16 protein-coding genes are annotated in these 14,577 nt (G+C 58.7%); 9 read left to right on the forward strand and 7 right to left on the reverse strand.

Annotated features, from left to right (window positions below; translation table 11 throughout):
• Positions 1-146: 146 nt before the first annotated feature.
• Together AC3IX4_RS07435 and AC3IX4_RS07440 are read right to left on the reverse strand one after the other, a co-directional pair.
• A complete protein-coding gene (locus AC3IX4_RS07435; protein ID WP_489259931.1) occupies positions 147-944 on the reverse strand; it encodes a hypothetical protein in 798 nt (265 codons plus the stop codon).
• Between the two features lie 102 nt (positions 945-1,046).
• Positions 1,047-2,009 (reverse strand): alpha/beta hydrolase, encoded by a 963-nt coding sequence (locus AC3IX4_RS07440; RefSeq protein WP_489259932.1) that lies wholly within the window; start codon positions 2,007-2,009, stop codon positions 1,047-1,049.
• Positions 2,010-2,144: 135 nt separating this feature from the next.
• Between AC3IX4_RS07440 and aroC the strand changes: the two genes are divergently transcribed.
• From aroC to AC3IX4_RS07455, 3 genes are read left to right on the forward strand one after another with little or no spacing between them, the layout of a single operon-like run.
• Positions 2,145-3,236: a chorismate synthase gene (gene aroC / locus AC3IX4_RS07445; protein WP_489259933.1), complete on the forward strand. Its 1,092-nt coding sequence runs from the start codon at positions 2,145-2,147 to the stop codon at positions 3,234-3,236.
• Positions 3,237-3,276: 40 nt separating this feature from the next.
• Positions 3,277-4,425, forward strand: a complete 1,149-nt coding sequence (locus AC3IX4_RS07450) for an MFS transporter (protein ID WP_489261240.1) — start codon at positions 3,277-3,279, stop codon at positions 4,423-4,425.
• On the forward strand, positions 4,422-4,970 hold the full coding sequence (locus tag AC3IX4_RS07455; protein WP_489259934.1) for a 1,2-dihydroxy-3-keto-5-methylthiopentene dioxygenase: 549 nt from the start codon (positions 4,422-4,424) through the stop codon (positions 4,968-4,970). The genes AC3IX4_RS07450 and AC3IX4_RS07455 overlap by 4 nt, the downstream gene beginning before the upstream one ends.
• Positions 4,971-5,081: 111 nt before the next feature.
• Here AC3IX4_RS07455 and AC3IX4_RS07460 read toward each other — a convergent pair whose 3' ends face one another.
• On the reverse strand, positions 5,082-5,354 hold the full coding sequence (locus tag AC3IX4_RS07460) for a DUF3509 domain-containing protein (RefSeq protein ID WP_489259935.1): 273 nt from the start codon (positions 5,352-5,354) through the stop codon (positions 5,082-5,084).
• Between the two features lie 289 nt (positions 5,355-5,643).
• Between AC3IX4_RS07460 and AC3IX4_RS07465 the strand changes: the two genes are divergently transcribed.
• The 5 genes from AC3IX4_RS07465 (at position 5,644) to AC3IX4_RS07485 (ending at position 9,732) form a co-directional block, all read left to right on the forward strand.
• Complete coding sequence (locus AC3IX4_RS07465; protein WP_489259936.1) at positions 5,644-6,174, forward strand: hypothetical protein; 531 nt, start codon at positions 5,644-5,646, stop codon at positions 6,172-6,174.
• A 56-nt stretch (positions 6,175-6,230) separates the two neighbouring features.
• Positions 6,231-6,422 (forward strand): PLDc N-terminal domain-containing protein, encoded by a 192-nt coding sequence (locus tag AC3IX4_RS07470; protein WP_489259937.1) that lies wholly within the window; start codon positions 6,231-6,233, stop codon positions 6,420-6,422.
• Positions 6,423-6,626: 204 nt separating this feature from the next.
• Positions 6,627-8,714 carry an LTA synthase family protein gene (locus tag AC3IX4_RS07475; RefSeq protein WP_489259938.1) on the forward strand — a complete coding sequence of 696 codons (2,088 nt, stop codon included), beginning with the start codon at positions 6,627-6,629 and terminating at the stop codon, positions 8,712-8,714.
• Between the two features lie 249 nt (positions 8,715-8,963).
• The gene (locus AC3IX4_RS07480; RefSeq protein WP_489259939.1) at positions 8,964-9,200 is read left to right on the forward strand and encodes a hypothetical protein; all 237 of its coding nucleotides are present in this window, start codon (positions 8,964-8,966) and stop codon (positions 9,198-9,200) included.
• Positions 9,201-9,399: 199 nt separating this feature from the next.
• Complete coding sequence (locus tag AC3IX4_RS07485) at positions 9,400-9,732, forward strand: ribonuclease E inhibitor RraB (RefSeq protein ID WP_489259940.1); 333 nt, start codon at positions 9,400-9,402, stop codon at positions 9,730-9,732.
• 68 nt (positions 9,733-9,800) lie between these two features.
• Here the strand turns inward: AC3IX4_RS07485 and AC3IX4_RS07490 are convergent, their stop codons facing one another.
• Positions 9,801-10,601: a c-type cytochrome gene (locus AC3IX4_RS07490; protein WP_489259941.1), complete on the reverse strand. Its 801-nt coding sequence runs from the start codon at positions 10,599-10,601 to the stop codon at positions 9,801-9,803.
• 606 nt (positions 10,602-11,207) lie between these two features.
• Here AC3IX4_RS07490 and AC3IX4_RS07495 point away from each other — a divergent pair.
• On the forward strand, positions 11,208-11,936 hold the full coding sequence (locus AC3IX4_RS07495; protein WP_489259942.1) for an amidotransferase: 729 nt from the start codon (positions 11,208-11,210) through the stop codon (positions 11,934-11,936).
• Positions 11,937-11,951: 15 nt separating this feature from the next.
• On the opposite strand, the gene AC3IX4_RS07500 is transcribed toward AC3IX4_RS07495, so the two are convergent.
• From AC3IX4_RS07500 to AC3IX4_RS07510, 3 genes are all read right to left on the reverse strand, one after another.
• A complete protein-coding gene (locus AC3IX4_RS07500) occupies positions 11,952-12,923 on the reverse strand; it encodes a magnesium and cobalt transport protein CorA (RefSeq protein ID WP_489259943.1) in 972 nt (323 codons plus the stop codon).
• Positions 12,924-13,002: 79 nt separating this feature from the next.
• A complete protein-coding gene (locus AC3IX4_RS07505) occupies positions 13,003-13,725 on the reverse strand; it encodes a lysophospholipid acyltransferase family protein (protein ID WP_489259944.1) in 723 nt (240 codons plus the stop codon).
• Between the two features lie 115 nt (positions 13,726-13,840).
• On the reverse strand, positions 13,841-14,530 hold the full coding sequence (locus AC3IX4_RS07510; RefSeq protein WP_489259945.1) for a crotonase/enoyl-CoA hydratase family protein: 690 nt from the start codon (positions 14,528-14,530) through the stop codon (positions 13,841-13,843).
• Positions 14,531-14,577: the final 47 nt, after the last annotated feature.

Here is a 14,577-nt window from a genome sequence, read left to right on the forward strand (position 1 = left end):
GTATCAGGCAAACCGCAGTGCATTCATCGCGGCTAAAGCCAGCTCCTACCCGACCGCGTAGGAGCCAGCCTTGGCTGCGATGGCCGCACCACGGTGTATCAGGCAAACCGCGGTGAGTTCATCGCGGGTAAACCCGGCTCCTACGCCTACCGGTGCGTCGCAATCCAGATCAGCAAACCTGCCTGGAACACGGCAAAGGCCACCAGGCAGGTGATGGTAAAGCGCAGCCCGTTGTCCTCGCGGCGATACTGGCTGATCCGCTCCTCCTGTTCGCGCAGCTTCACTTCCTGTTCTTGCAGGGTATGGTCGGCCTGTTGAAGCATGTGGGAGGCGTCCAGGATCTCGACCACTTGCACGCGCTCGCTGTTCCAGGCCCCGATCAATTCACTCACCGAAGCCTCGGTGTAGCGTCCTTTCAGATGCTGCGGATCGGCATATTTGACGGTCAGGCCAAGGCTTTTGAGGACATGATCACGGCGCAATCGAGTGTCTTCATTCAAGCCATCACGGCTGGACAACAAGGCGCCGTCGACGCGGTACTGAGGCCAGCGGCGCTGGGCCCAGAGCACCGCCTGGGCCAGTAGAAAACGCCCCAGTCCCCGATTCAGCGGTTCAAGCTGCAGCCCCGCTTCCGGGGCGATATGCAGGCGGCGCGTGGTGTGGTCAACCCACACATCCAGATGGTTCTGCTCTTTGCGCACGTGCTGGCCGGGCAACTGGATGTCCTGGCGCAGTAGGCTGCGCTCCTTGCTGTGGCGTTCGATGCGGCCATGCTGGACGAAGCGCAGCGGTCGGGCACCGCTGCTGCGATCAGTCGGCAGGGGAGCCAGTCGAAGCATCTGGAAATGTTCGGGCTCCAGATCCGTCCAGGGCAGCGTGACGGTCGGCGCGTCTGGCGGCTGGGCCACGTCTTCGGGAGTTTGCTGGGTTGAGGCGTCAGTCATCACGGCGATCCTTTTATACGCAGCACCGACCGCATTTGCACAGCCAGCACCGGCTTATCGGCCAGTTCGACCAGGACTGGAGCTCGCCATGTATCAAATCCCTTATTTTTTCGGCAAAACCTCGATAAAACTCACCAGGCTCTGTGCCAGCGTGCTGGCCAATGGCAGATCAGGGTTCTTATAAGAGTCCAGTTGCGATTGCAGATCTTGCGGCACGATGCGCAGCACGTGGTTCATACCTTCGACCAGTACCCATTGCGCATCGGGCTTGGCAGCCTTGAGCCGTTCGGCGTCGTCGATGCTGACCTGGATATCGTTGCGTCCCTGCACGATCAACGCCGGCATCTGCAGGCGTGCGAACGCGGCGGCGGGGTCCTGGCGGAACAGGGAGATCAGATAAGGTTGCACGCTGGGACGGAAAATAACCTGCAGGTCGTCGGGCACATCCGTGTCGACCCAGCCGGCCTTGAGGCTGTCGATCAGTTGTTCGCTGCGCTTGAGCAAGGGGTGTGGCAGGCGATCGCGCAGTTGCTCGCGCAAGACGGCGTCGATTGGCCGACCGGAACCGGCCAGCGAAATCATCGCTTGGGCCCCTGCCGGTTGAGCCGCCAGGCTGGCAATCAGCGCGCCTTCGCTATGGCCCAGAACAATCAGCGGCCCCAGGCGTGGGTCGGACGCCAGTTTTTTACCCCAGGCCACGGCATCGGCCACATAACCCTCAACGCTCAAATAGCGCTCGTCCGGGCCAGCGGCCAGGCTTGCGCCAACGCCACGCTTGTCATAGCGCACGCTGGCGATGCCATTGTTGGCCAACAACAGGGCCAAGCGCTTGAGGCTGTCATTGCGGCCACCGCCCAAGGCATTGTTGCCGTCGCGGTCGGTGGGGCCTGAGCCGGCAATCAACAGCACCACGGGCACAGGTTTATCACTGCGGGGCAATAGCAAGGTGCCTGCCAGGATGCCGCTGCCAGTGTCCAGGTTGATCGGGCGTTGTAGAACGCTGGGCGCGGCTTGCAGCAGGCCACTGCAGAGTAAAAGCACAAGGGTCAAGACACGCAACATCATCAAGCCACTATCGAGAAGGTGTCGTTTGGACTCACCCGATCGCACAAGGTTCGCGCAAGTAGGGATGAACTGCTCGGTTAGCCTGCGTATACTGGCGCCTTTGGTTTTTCAGGCTGATTTTTCGGAGCGTCCTGCATGTCCGGCAATACCTACGGCAAGCTGTTCACAGTCACTACCGCTGGCGAAAGCCACGGCCCGGCGTTGGTCGCCATTGTCGACGGCTGCCCGCCAGGACTGGAACTGTCGCTGCAGGACCTGCAGCACGATCTGGACCGGCGCAAGCCCGGCACCAGCCGGCATACCACCCAGCGCCAGGAAGCCGACGAGGTCGAAATCCTCTCCGGCGTGTTTGAAGGCCGTACCACGGGGTGCGCCATTGGCCTGCTGATTCGCAACACCGATCAGAAGTCCAAGGACTACTCGGCGATCAAGGATCTTTTCCGCCCGGCCCACGCCGACTACACCTACCACCACAAGTACGGTGAGCGTGATTACCGTGGCGGCGGCCGCAGTTCTGCGCGTGAAACCGCCATGCGCGTGGCCGCGGGTGCGATTGCCAAGAAATACCTCGCAAGCCTTGGCATCACCATTCGTGGCTACATGAGCCAACTGGGCCCCATCGAGATTCCGTTCAAGAGCTGGGAGTCGGTCGAGCAAAACGCTTTCTTCAGCCCGGACCCAGACAAGGTGCCGGAACTGGAGGCGTATATGGATCAACTGCGTCGCGACCAGGATTCGGTCGGCGCCAAGATCACCGTGGTGGCCGAAGGGGTGATGCCAGGCCTGGGTGAGCCTATTTTCGACCGCTTGGATGCCGAGCTTGCCCATGCGCTGATGAGCATCAACGCCGTCAAGGGTGTCGAGATTGGCGCAGGTTTCGCCAGCGTCGCCCAGCGCGGCACTGAACACCGCGACGAGTTGACCCCTGAAGGCTTCCTGAGCAATAACGCCGGCGGCATCCTGGGGGGTATTTCTTCGGGCCAGCCGATCGTTGCGCACCTGGCGCTCAAGCCCACCTCGAGCATCACCACTCCGGGCCGCTCCATCGATATCCATGGCAATCCGGTCGACGTGATCACCAAGGGCCGTCATGACCCGTGCGTGGGTATTCGCGCCACGCCTATCGCTGAGGCGATGATGGCCATCGTGCTGATGGACCACCTGTTGCGTCATCGCGGCCAGAATGCCGATGTACGGGTGAGCACGCCGGTCTTGGGTCAACTTTGAGGCCCCATTGCACCCAGCGCGCCACGGTGGCTTGATCGCCGTGGCGTCGATCCCCTACTGGCGGCTGTCCAGTTTCTATCTTTTCTATTTCGCCTTGCTCGGTTCGACAGCACCCTTTCTGGCGCTGTATTTCGATCACCTGGGCTTTTCGCCTGCGCGCATCGGTGAACTGGTGGCCATCCCGATGCTGATGCGTTGCGTGGCGCCCAACCTATGGGGCTGGCTAGGTGACTACACCGGTCGGCGCCTGGCGATCGTGCGCTTCGGCGCGATCTGCACACTGTTCACGTTCTCGCTTATTTTCCTCGACAAGAGTTACGCCTGGCTGGCCATGGTGATGGCGCTGCATGCGTTCTTCTGGCATGCGGTGTTGCCACAGTTCGAAGTGATCACCCTGGCGCATTTGCAAGGTCAAACCTCACGCTACAGCCAGATCCGCCTGTGGGGCTCGATCGGTTTTATCCTGACCGTGGTAGGCCTGGGGCGGCTGTTTGAAGGGTTGAGCCTGGACATTTACCCGGTAGCCTTGGTGGCCATCATGGCGGGCATCGTGCTCAGCAGCTTCTGGGTGCCCAATGCCCAACCGCCCAGCCAGGGCGACCGACCGGCCGGGGACGGGTTTTTACGACAGTTGGCCAGCCCAGGCGTGCTGGCCTTCTACGGCTGTGTAGCGCTGATGCAACTGAGCCATGGCCCCTATTACACCTTCTTGACCCTGCACCTGGAACAGCTGGGCTATAGCCGTGGCGTGATCGGTATGCTGTGGGCTGTCGGGGTGGTGGCCGAAGTGGTGATGTTCCTGGCCATGAGCTGGATTCTGGCGCGGCTTTCGGTTCGGCGGGTGCTGATGTTCAGCTTCCTGTTGGCCGCATTGCGCTGGGTGTTGCTCGGTACATTGGCCGAGCATCTTGGGGTGTTGCTGTTTGCGCAACTGTTGCACGCCGCGACTTTTGGCAGTTTTCACGCAGCCGCCATCCAATTCGTACAGCGCAGTTTCGGCGCTCGGCAACAAGGCCAGGGCCAAGCGTTGTACGCCGCGCTCGCGGGTACCGGTGGCGCCTTGGGGGCGCTTTACTCCGGATACAGCTGGAACACATTGGGCCCCGGGGTAACCTTTAGTATTGCCGCCGTCGCAGCGTTGATGGCAGCGGTTATGATTGCGATCCGAATGAAAGAGGACACCCGATGAGCTGCCTGAGCGTTTATCACCAATCCACCCCGGATATCCCCAACAAGGTGTTGACCCATCTGGAAGACATCGTCGCCACCCTTGCCGAACAGGGTGTGGGTTTTGAACGCCGGCAAGTCACGACGCCCATTCGGCCGGGGGCAGCGCGTGAAGAGGTGGTAGAGGCTTGCCAGATGTCGTTGGATCAACTGATGACTGAGCGTGGGCTGGTGAGCGTGGATGTCATCAGCCTGGATGACCATCATCCCGATAAGGCTGAGCTATGGGCAAGGGACGAGCACCATCATCAGTCCGATGAAGTTCGTTGGTTCGTGGCCGGGCGAGGGTTGTTCAGCCTGCACATTGGCGAATATGTGTATGCGCTGTTGTGCGAAAAGAATGACCTGGTTTCCGTGCCTGCCGGCACGGCGCGTTGGTTTGATATGGGCGAGCAGCCGCGTGTGAGTGCCATCCGCTTGTTCAAGCATGCGCAGGGGGCTCAAGAACACTTTACCGGCGACGATATCGCTAGCCGTTTCCCACCCTTTGATGACTGTTTGGTTTAATCACTCGCACCGTTCGCCGCTACATTGCATGATGCCTATCGCAGGTAAACCTGGCTCCTACACGGCCGGTAGGAGCCGGCTTTAGCCGCGATGAACGCGCCGCGGTCTCGCTTAGTGGTAAGTCGGCAGCGCAAAGCGATTCTGGCTCTGCAGCATTGAAATCGCGGGCAGTTCGCTGGCTTGCTCGGCCAGGTCCCGGCGAATGGCGCTGATCACCCACGACAGCTGTTCGGAAGAGTGCAGTTGATTGTGCGAAATAGAACGCTTGATCTGCTTGCCATCGGCACTGCGCAGGGTCAGCAGAATGGCGCCGTCAGGGCGAACCAGAGTGGTGACTTCATAGGCCGCGAACACCGACTCGAATTTTTGCTGGATCAGGTCCATATCAGCTCCTTAGCTTGTTTGGGTTAAGCAAGGAGAGGGGTGCAGCAATTGTGCCAGCCTATTTGCTTTTTAAATCCCTTATAAATCAACAATTTAAAAATAAACCAATCACTCTCGGTCGTGCATTTTGCATGAGCGCCTTCAAAGGCTCTTGCAAATTGCAGGACTGCGTTTCAACAGCGCCTATTCCATTGAACACGTCAGGCCCAATTAATTCCCATGCGGTGGCCCCATAGGCACTTTGCGGCTATCCTTGGCGCCCTTTTTTACTTTGTTGCAGGCACCACGCATGAAAAACCAACTGGTCGAACTTATTGGCAAAATTAGCTCGGGCTGCCTGCGTGACGAAGACATCGAGCGAATCGCCGACGAAGCCGCCCAGGCCTACGCCGACCCGCAAGGTTTCCTGGCCGCCAACCCGGACATCAACTACGACGATACCTTTCCCATGCCGCTGGGAGAATGGGTGGTGGTGGGCAGCCTGCCCGATACCGTACTGTTCCAGGCCGACAGCTACGCCGACTTGCTGCAGCAGATCATCGATTCGTTCGGCAAGGACATCACGTTCAATATCAAGCCCAAGCAGTTGAACAAAGTCGAAGCACTGACGGCGCTAAACCGTATCCAGGTGCAGATGGGCAGCATGAGTAAGGACCGTGGTGGTTACCAGTTGGTCAACTTCAGCCAGTTGCTCGACGACGAATTGCAGATGGTGCTGGTGTTTGGCGACGACCTGCCTCGCGTGTTGGAGCTGTGCAACGAGGTCGGCATTGTCGCCGCGCCCGCCCTCGAAGCCCTCAAGGTGGCTGTTCACGTTTAACCCTTTTGCAATGGCCGGCTATCCTCATCAAGCGTGCCAACATCCAGGAGCTTCGTATGGGGTCCACGTTCAATGGCCTGGTTGGCCTGATCATTCTTGCCCTGGATATCTGGGCCATCATCAACGTGATCAAAAGCAGCGCTGAGGTCAGCATCAAGATCCTCTGGGTGTTGTTGATCCTGCTGTTGCCGGTATTGGGGCTGATTATCTGGGCCATCGCCGGGCCCCGAGGTGATGTGCGTCTCTGACGGCAGTATTGTTACTCGCTATTGCCGAGAAGCATCCTCAACGAAATTTTCACATTCCATTGCCCAAAATCTGCACGCATTTTTCTGCCCATGCCTTTGTCGTTAGCACAAATGGCTGGGCAGCGCTTGCGCGATGGTGCAACATCTGCCGCTTCGCTTGATACACCCACTTTTCAACTTGAATCCAACGGATCTCCTAACCCCATGGCTAACACGGACGCCTTGAGTCAGCAGCGGGCCTCGTCGCGCTTGCTGCAACCGACTCTGAAATCGCACCTGGCCTACACGCTGCTCAGTGGCCTGGCCATCATGGTGATGCTCAGCGGGCTGCGCCTGGCCCTGCTGATTTACAACCGCGAGATGATCGGCGATACACCGGCGATGACCTTCGTCGAAGCCTTCATCAATGGCTTGCGCTTCGATCTGCGGCTGGTGGTTTATCTCAGCGTGCCGCTGCTGCTTGCCATCTTCAGTGCCCGGGCCATGGCCGCGCGTGGCCTGTTCCGCTTCTGGCTGACCATCACCTCCAGCATCGCGCTGTTTTTGGGCCTGATGGAGATGGACTTCTATCGGGAATTCCACCAGCGCCTCAATGGCCTGGTCTTCCAATACGTCAAGGAAGACCCCAAGACCGTACTGAGCATGCTCTGGTACGGCTTCCCGGTGGTTCGCTATCTGCTGGCATGGGCCTTTGTGACCTGGCTGTTGAGCCTGGTATTCAAGGGTATCGATCGTGTGACCCGACCGAGTGGCCCGTATGGCTCTCATACCATGGGCTCCCGTGCGGTCGCTCCCTGGTATGTACGCGGCGGCGTTTTCGTGCTGTGCTTGCTGATCGCCGTGGTTGCCGCCCGTGGCACCCTGCGCCAGGGCCCGCCGCTGCGCTGGGGAGATGCCTACACCACTGATTCGAACTTTGCCAACCAGTTGGGCCTTAACGGCACCCTGAGCCTGGTCGGCGCCGCCAAGAGCCGGATGTCCGAAGATCGTGACAATATCTGGAAAGCCACCCTGCCGCAGCCAGAGGCCCAGCAGACGGTACGCGACCTGTTGCTGACCCCCAATGACACATTGGTGGATGCCGATACTGCCGCCGTGCGCCGCGATTTCCTGCCGCCACTGCAGAACACATTGCCGATCCGCAATGTGGTGGTGATTCTGATGGAGAGCTTCGCCGGTCACTCGGTGGGCGCCCTGGGCAGCAATGCCAACATCACGCCTTACTTCGACAAGCTGTCCGAGGAAGGTCTGCTGTTCGATCAGTTTTTCTCCAACGGCACCCACACCCACCAGGGCATGTTCGCCACCATGGCGTGCTTCCCGAACTTGCCGGGCTTCGAGTACCTGATGCAGACCCCGGAGGGCAGCCACAAACTGTCCGGCCTGCCGGAGCTGTTGAGTGCGCGCAAATTCGATGACGTCTACGTCTACAACGGCGATTTTGCCTGGGACAACCAGTCGGGTTTCTTCAGCAACCAGGGCATGACCACGTTCATTGGCCGCAATGACTTCGTCAACCCGGTGTTTTCGGACCCAACCTGGGGCGTTTCCGACCAGGACATGTTCGACCGTGCAGCGCAGGAGCTTGAGCATAACTACGGCAAGAAGCCGTTCTATGCCCTGCTGCAAACACTGTCCAACCACACACCGTATGCCTTGCCCAAGGATCTGCCGGTCGAGCCGGTGACGGATCAGGGCACGCTCAACCAGCACCTGACCGCCATGCGTTACTCCGACTGGGCGTTGGGCCAGTTCTTCGAGAAGGCCCGCAAGGCGCCGTACTTCAAGGACACCCTGTTCGTGATCGTGGGTGACCACGGCTTTGGCAACAGCCAGCAGATTACCGAGATGGACCTGGGTCGTTTCCACGTGCCATTGCTGCTGATCGGGCCAGGAATCCAGGAGAAGTTTGGCCAGCGTAACCACACGGTGGGGATGCAGGTTGATATCGTGCCGACCATCATGGGCCGCCTGGGCGGTGAAACCCGTCACCAGTGCTGGGGCCGAGACCTGCTCAACCTGCCTGAAGGCGACAAAGGCTTTGCCGTGATCAAGCCGTCGGGCAGCGACCAGACGGTAGCGATCATCAGCGGTGACCGCCTGTTGGTCGAGCCCAAGGAGATGCCACCACGGGTGTATCGTTTCGAGCTGGGCGCGCAACCCAAAGGGGAGTTGATTTCCACGGCAGAAGACGAGGCAGATCTCAAGCGCAAGCTGGAGTCGTTTATCCAGACCGCGACCAAGAGCCTGATCGACAACACCGCAGGCGTCGTTCACGGCAACCCGGACTGATCGGCATCACACCTGTAGGAGCACGGCTTGCCGGCGATGGCCGCACCGCATTCCATCAGGCAAACGGCGGTGCGGCCATCGCCGGCAAGCCGTGCTCCTACAGGGATTTGTTATCAATTGAAGAGGCCGCCCGGCCTCTTTTTTTTGTTCTGCAGGCGCTGGCCGGGAACGAATAACCTGCGTTCAAGGTCAAGCATGTGTAAGGCGCAATCTGTTTCGCTTCGTGTACTTCTGCCTCAGGAGGTATCAATGAAAAACTGGGATATTTCGTTCGTTGATCAAAAAGGTGAGTCCAGGCACCTGTCGCTTGTGTCCGAGCAACGTCCCACGGTGGAGGAAGCTGCCCGATTGATTTGCTCCAGTCTTTTTCCGGTCATTACTGATGTCGACCTCAATGATTTCCAGGATCGCGTCAACTCTCCTACTGCCGAGTGGCTCAAAAAGCAGAATGGCGTTGAGATCACCGAAATCTTAGAAGTCCCTTGATACCGACGGCGACCTGTTCCAGCGCTCTGGCACAGGCGCTGGCTTCGCGCTAATCTGCAATCGGGATCGACGATTTACTCGCAACGACCCGGTCTTGTCAGCTCCATGCTTGTTCCAGTCGTCAACCTGCGCGTCTTTTGTGTACGGCAGGTTGTGGAAGCACTGAAAGTCTATCCATCGGTATTGAGGAGGACGATTCATGAGCACAGAAGACATCAGCAGCAGCGTGCTGCGCCGCATGAAAGAAGGCGGTTTCGACTTTGCCCGTATCCATCCTATCGAGTTTTATGCCGTGTTCCCGGATGAGCACCAGGCACGCAGGGCTGCGGGCAAGTTTCGTGGAGAGTCACTGAATGCACAGGTTAGTAAACGCGATGACGGTGTCTGGCACCTGGAATTGAGCAAGGTGATGTACGCCACCTATGGCGGCATCGGTGAGTTTGAGCATGATTTCGAGGCGGTCATCGAGCCCCTCGGTGGAGAAATCGAGGGGTGGGGCGTCAAACATGAGGTCGGACGCCCTCAGGCATGAATGTGTAAACCCGACACAACGGCCAACCCTAGGGTTGGCCGTTGTGCTTTACACAGAATGAAAAAGGATCAGGGGCGTCGCGCTGCCATGTGTTTAAGGTAGCCGATCAGCAAGTCCAGGTCGGCCTCGGGCAGCGCCTGGCTGCTGAAGCCTGGCATCTTGGCTTGTGGCCATTGGCGCAGGCTTTGCGGGTCGCGGATGTAGTGGCGCAGGTAATCGCCGCTTAAGTATTCGGTAGGGCTGTGCGGGATATTCAAGTCCGGCCCCATTTGCGCATCGCCAGCGCCGTTGAGGCGATGGCAGGCCAAGCAGTTTTTCTGGAACAGGGCGAAACCCTGGTTGACCGGGTCATCGACTGCCAGCGCAGGGTCGGGGCGCATTTTCGGAAAACGCTCGGCCACCGGCGCAAGCCTGCGGATGCTGGCGAGTTGGAAGGGCCACTGCTCGGCACTGATATGGCCGGCTTGCGGGTCAGTCCAGACCAGATAAAACGGCCCGGCACTCGGTTTGCCCAGGCCCAGTGCGGGCCAGGGATGAGCGGGGTCTTCAACGGCAAGCCACGCTCGCGCCGGCCCATTGCTCAATAGTGGCGCTGCCGGCATTTCAGCGGCAAAACCATCGGATGCGACGCCCTGCAGGTGATCCTGAGGCTTGATGCCTTCGAGCAGTACAGCCAAGGGGACTGCGCGATAGCGCATGGTTCTTTTATAAGAGACGTCTTGGTTGATGATCACCGACTGGGCTTGCGGGTGTTTAAGCAATGCGCTGGTTTGCCAGGTCTTGGTGCCTTGCCCCAGGTCCAGGGTCAATTGAGCGGCGAGTACCGGAGTGCTCAACAGTGCGGCGAGCAGGGCAAAACAAATGCGCATAGGCCAGTCTCCATCAGGTCGAACCGACAGACGGGCACACAAGGCCCAGGCTCGGTAGTACGCCGAGTCAAATTGAGGGCGTGCGTTGGCATGCCGCTGAATTAACCGAATAATCGGGTCAGATTCGGCAGAATCAACAGCAGGGTAGTGGCAAAAACGATGAGTCCGGCTTGGCGTACTTTTGATTGCTTGAACATGGCTGGCTGCCTTTTTTGTTGTTATTCCTGGTTGCCGTCGCCTGTAAACAAGGGTGTGCGGCGTTTGCTGCCTGTTGCTTTAACGATCCCGATAGCGGGTGCGCGTTTCATCAAGAGTGATGATGCATGATTAACATTAGGGCTCGCGTCACTGCTTGCTTAGAACCATTTTGTCTTTAACCGTTAGCTGGTTAAGGCTATTAGCTATGAGGCTAAATAATGGCGCATCAGCATGCCTTAACTAGACACCTTGGCTTATTGAGAACTGTACTCCTTAGCAAGCTACCGTTCGTCAGTCTAACGCAGCTTTTGTGACGGCGGCCACAAGTGCGGCGAGGGGCTTGCCTTGCAACCCTCAATCAAGGCAGGCTCTAAGGGCACTTTCGCCTACGTTGTGTCAGGTATTTTTATGTCGTTACGCATTTGCATCCTGGAAACCGACGTCCTGCGGCCCGAACTGGTCGAGCAATACCAGGGCTATGGACGGATGTTTGAAAAATTATTTGCCCGCCAGCCGATTGCCGCCCAGTTCTCCACCTTCAACGTCATGAACGGTGATTATCCGTCTGATGAGTCGACATTCGACGCCTATCTGGTAACCGGCAGCAAAGCCGATTCTTTCGGCAGCGACCCCTGGATTCAAACGCTCAAGACTTACCTGCTCCAGCGTTACGAGGCAGGCGATAAACTCATCGGCGTCTGTTTTGGCCATCAACTGCTGGCACTGCTATTGGGCGGTAAAACAGAGCGCGCCACGCAGGGCTGGGGTGTTGGCACTCACCGATACACCCTGGCAGAACAGGCCCCGTGGATGACCCCAGCGGTCGAGGACCTGACTCTATTGATCAGCCATCAGGACCAGGTCACTGCACTTCCTCAGAATGCTACGGTCATCGCTTCGAGCGATTTTTGCCAGTACGCGGCCTTTCACATCAATCACCAAGTGTTGTGCTTCCAGGGCCACCCGGAATTTATTCACGATTATTCCCGGGCCCTACTGGAGCTGCGCCAGCAACATTTGGGCGAGCAGGTGTATCAGAAGGGCGTGGCCAGCCTGGATCAACAACACCAAGGCGAAACCGTGGCAGAGTGGATGATGCGTTTTGTCGCGCACAAACCCGACGCTGCCACTTCCTGAGCCGCTTGCTTAGCGTTAGAGCCAGCCGGAGCGCTTGAAGTTGGCGTAAAGCCCGGTACATCCCAGGCCGATGGCGCCCAGCACGGCAAAATAGCCGTAATGCCAGGTGAGCTCCGGCATGTTCTCAAAGTTCATGCCGTAGATGCCGGCCACGGCGGTGGGGAAGGCGAGGATTGCCGCCCAGGCGGCAAACTTGCGCTGCACAATGCTTTGCCGTGAGGCTTCCAGCAGCAAGCCAATCTCGATGGTTTGGCCGGCGATATCGCGTATCGTCGCCAAGTCTTCCATTTGCCGAGTGACATGAATCTCCACATCGCGAAAATAGGGGGCCATGTTCTTGTCGATAAACGGGAAGTCCAGGCGTTGCAGTTCTTCGCTGACCTCTACCATCGGTGCTACATAGCGGCGCAAGCGCAAGATGTCGCGGCGCAGGCTGTGAATGCGCTGGATATCGGCTTCATTCAGTGCACCACCCAGCACGCTGGCTTCCAGTTGCTCGATCTCGCCGTGAATCGCTTCGCTGACCGGCTGGTAGTTTTCCGTCACAAAGTCGAGCAAGGCATACAGCACGAAGTCTTCGCCATGCTCCAGCAGCAGCGGTCGTGCCTCACAGCGTTGTCGCACCAACGAGTACGAAGCGGAGTGCCCATTGCGGCAGGTGATGATATAGCCTTTGCCAGCAAAGATATGAGTCTCGATAAACTGCAATTTGCCTTCGCGTCGCACCGGCGAGTAGGTGACGATAAACAGGGCGTCACCGAAGGTTTCCAATTTCGGCCGGCTGTGTTGCTCCAGCGCGTCTTCGATGGCCAGTTCATGCAAGTTGAATTGGCACTGCAGGTTGGCAAGCTCTTGTGCGTTGGGCTCCTCCAGCCCGATCCAGACGAAGTGGCCAGGCTTGCGGGCCCACTGGGCACCCTCGTCAATACTGATATTGGTGACTTTTTTACCGGCGCTATAAACAGCGGCAGCGACGACTCGACCCATGGTTGTTCGCTTATTCAGGTGGCAGTGACAAGCATCTTAGCTTGGCCTGCCACTTGAGAGTGGCCAAAGTCGGCAGGGTTCAGGCCAGATTCAGCTCATGTTGCATGCTATCGATGCACTGCTGCATCTGTTGGCGGCATTGCTCGATCAGCGCCGGCATATCCTCTTGGGTCAAGCCAGCAGTCGGGATGGGGGCCAGCGAACGGATGATGACTCGCTCGCGCTTGCAGCGATTGAGGTTCAGGCCATCGACGTAGCGGCTGACGCAGACCGGCACGATCGGCACACCCGCTTCAATCGCCATCTGGAACGCCCCTTTCTTGAAAGGCAGCAACTGCTCGCCCGGGTTGCGCGTGCCTTCGGGAAATACCCAGATGGACGTCGCCGCCTGTTGCAGGGTGCGAGTCGTGGTCTGCATGGCCTTGCGCGCCTGTTGGGCATTGCCCCGTTCAATCAGGATATTGCCGCCCAGCCAGAACAACTGGCCGAACAGCGGTACCCACTTGAGGCTCTTCTTGCCGATGCAGACAGTGCGGGGCGGCACCACCTTGCCCAGCACGAACAGATCGTAGTTGGATTGGTGGTTGGCGATGATCACGCAGCCAGGCGGCTGGTCGAACAGCGTCTTCACTTGCGCTTCAATACGCAGCGGCACGATCCAGCCAAATGGCCAGCTATACAGCCGCGCGCACAGTCGGCTGTTGTCCGGGTTGAAGGGGCGGCACAGCCCGACCAGCAAGCCCAGCACACCGGCCACCAGGAAGTGCAGCCCCAGTAGCAGCATGCGGATGACAAAAAGCATTGAAACGCCCCACCTTTAAGAAAGGCGGCGAGTGTACACAGGCTTGGAAGTGTGGTGGGAGTTACTGAGGCGCGGGAGCGCTCAAGGGCGCTCCTGCAAGACCTCAACGGTGTTCTTAGGCCAGATGTTCCTGATCAAGAACAATGGCGTTGTCCAGCGTCTCGAGCAGCGCTTTGCGTACTTTCAGCTTGGTGTTGCGGTGTGCGGTCATATTGATCTTCTTCAACTGTCGGGCCGCCGCCAGGGCTTCGGCGTGCAACTGTTCGACACTGACAACCTTATCGAGGAAGCCTGCGTCCACAGCACTGATCGGGTCGAACATTTCGCCATTGATCACTGAGCGATGGAAAGCCGAGCGACGCAGGCGGTCACGGGCAAGCTCAATACCGGCGTGGTGCATGGTCATGCCGATCTGCACTTCGTTCAGGCCAATACTGAAGGGGCCTTCGACGCCGATGCGGTAATCGGCGGACAGCAGCAAAAAAGCCCCCTTGGCCACGGCGTGGCCTGGGCAGGCAACAATGACAGGGAAGGGGTGCGACAGCAGGCGTCGTGCCAAGGTGGAACCTGCGGTCACCAGGCTTACCGCTTGCTGCGGGCCACTGGTCATCACCTTGAGGTCATAGCCACCGGACAAAATGCCTGGGGTGCCCGTAATGATCACCACGGCGCGGTCCTGCTCGGCACGATCGAGAGCGGCATTGAAGGCGGCGATAACATCGGGGGAGATCGCGTTGACCTTACCGTTGCACAGGGTCAGGGTGGCGATACCGTCTTCCAGTTGATAGGCAATCAGCTCACTCATGGCAGGGTTCCTAGAAGTTGAATTGCAACAGACGTTACCCAGCGGCC

The sequence above is a fragment of the Pseudomonas sp. KH_021 genome, from assembly GCF_057838865.1.

Bases quoted from the DNA above. Each gene is read 5' to 3' on its own strand.
- AC3IX4_RS07435 (WP_489259931.1), bottom strand. From the start codon at position 944: ATGACTGACGCCTCAACCCAGCAAACTCCCGAAGACGTGGCCCAGCCG.
- AC3IX4_RS07440 (WP_489259932.1), bottom strand. From the start codon at position 2,009: ATGATGTTGCGTGTCTTGACCCTTGTGCTTTTACTCTGCAGTGGCCTG.
- aroC (WP_489259933.1), top strand. From the start codon at position 2,145: ATGTCCGGCAATACCTACGGCAAGCTGTTCACAGTCACTACCGCTGGC.
- AC3IX4_RS07455 (WP_489259934.1), top strand. From the start codon at position 4,422: ATGAGCTGCCTGAGCGTTTATCACCAATCCACCCCGGATATCCCCAAC.
- AC3IX4_RS07460 (WP_489259935.1), bottom strand. From the start codon at position 5,354: ATGGACCTGATCCAGCAAAAATTCGAGTCGGTGTTCGCGGCCTATGAA.
- AC3IX4_RS07465 (WP_489259936.1), top strand. From the start codon at position 5,644: ATGAAAAACCAACTGGTCGAACTTATTGGCAAAATTAGCTCGGGCTGC.
- AC3IX4_RS07470 (WP_489259937.1), top strand. From the start codon at position 6,231: ATGGGGTCCACGTTCAATGGCCTGGTTGGCCTGATCATTCTTGCCCTG.
- AC3IX4_RS07475 (WP_489259938.1), top strand. From the start codon at position 6,627: ATGGCTAACACGGACGCCTTGAGTCAGCAGCGGGCCTCGTCGCGCTTG.
- AC3IX4_RS07480 (WP_489259939.1), top strand. From the start codon at position 8,964: ATGAAAAACTGGGATATTTCGTTCGTTGATCAAAAAGGTGAGTCCAGG.
- AC3IX4_RS07485 (WP_489259940.1), top strand. From the start codon at position 9,400: ATGAGCACAGAAGACATCAGCAGCAGCGTGCTGCGCCGCATGAAAGAA.
- AC3IX4_RS07490 (WP_489259941.1), bottom strand. From the start codon at position 10,601: ATGCGCATTTGTTTTGCCCTGCTCGCCGCACTGTTGAGCACTCCGGTA.
- AC3IX4_RS07495 (WP_489259942.1), top strand. From the start codon at position 11,208: ATGTCGTTACGCATTTGCATCCTGGAAACCGACGTCCTGCGGCCCGAA.
- AC3IX4_RS07500 (WP_489259943.1), bottom strand. From the start codon at position 12,923: ATGGGTCGAGTCGTCGCTGCCGCTGTTTATAGCGCCGGTAAAAAAGTC.
- AC3IX4_RS07505 (WP_489259944.1), bottom strand. From the start codon at position 13,725: ATGCTTTTTGTCATCCGCATGCTGCTACTGGGGCTGCACTTCCTGGTG.
- AC3IX4_RS07510 (WP_489259945.1), bottom strand. From the start codon at position 14,530: ATGAGTGAGCTGATTGCCTATCAACTGGAAGACGGTATCGCCACCCTG.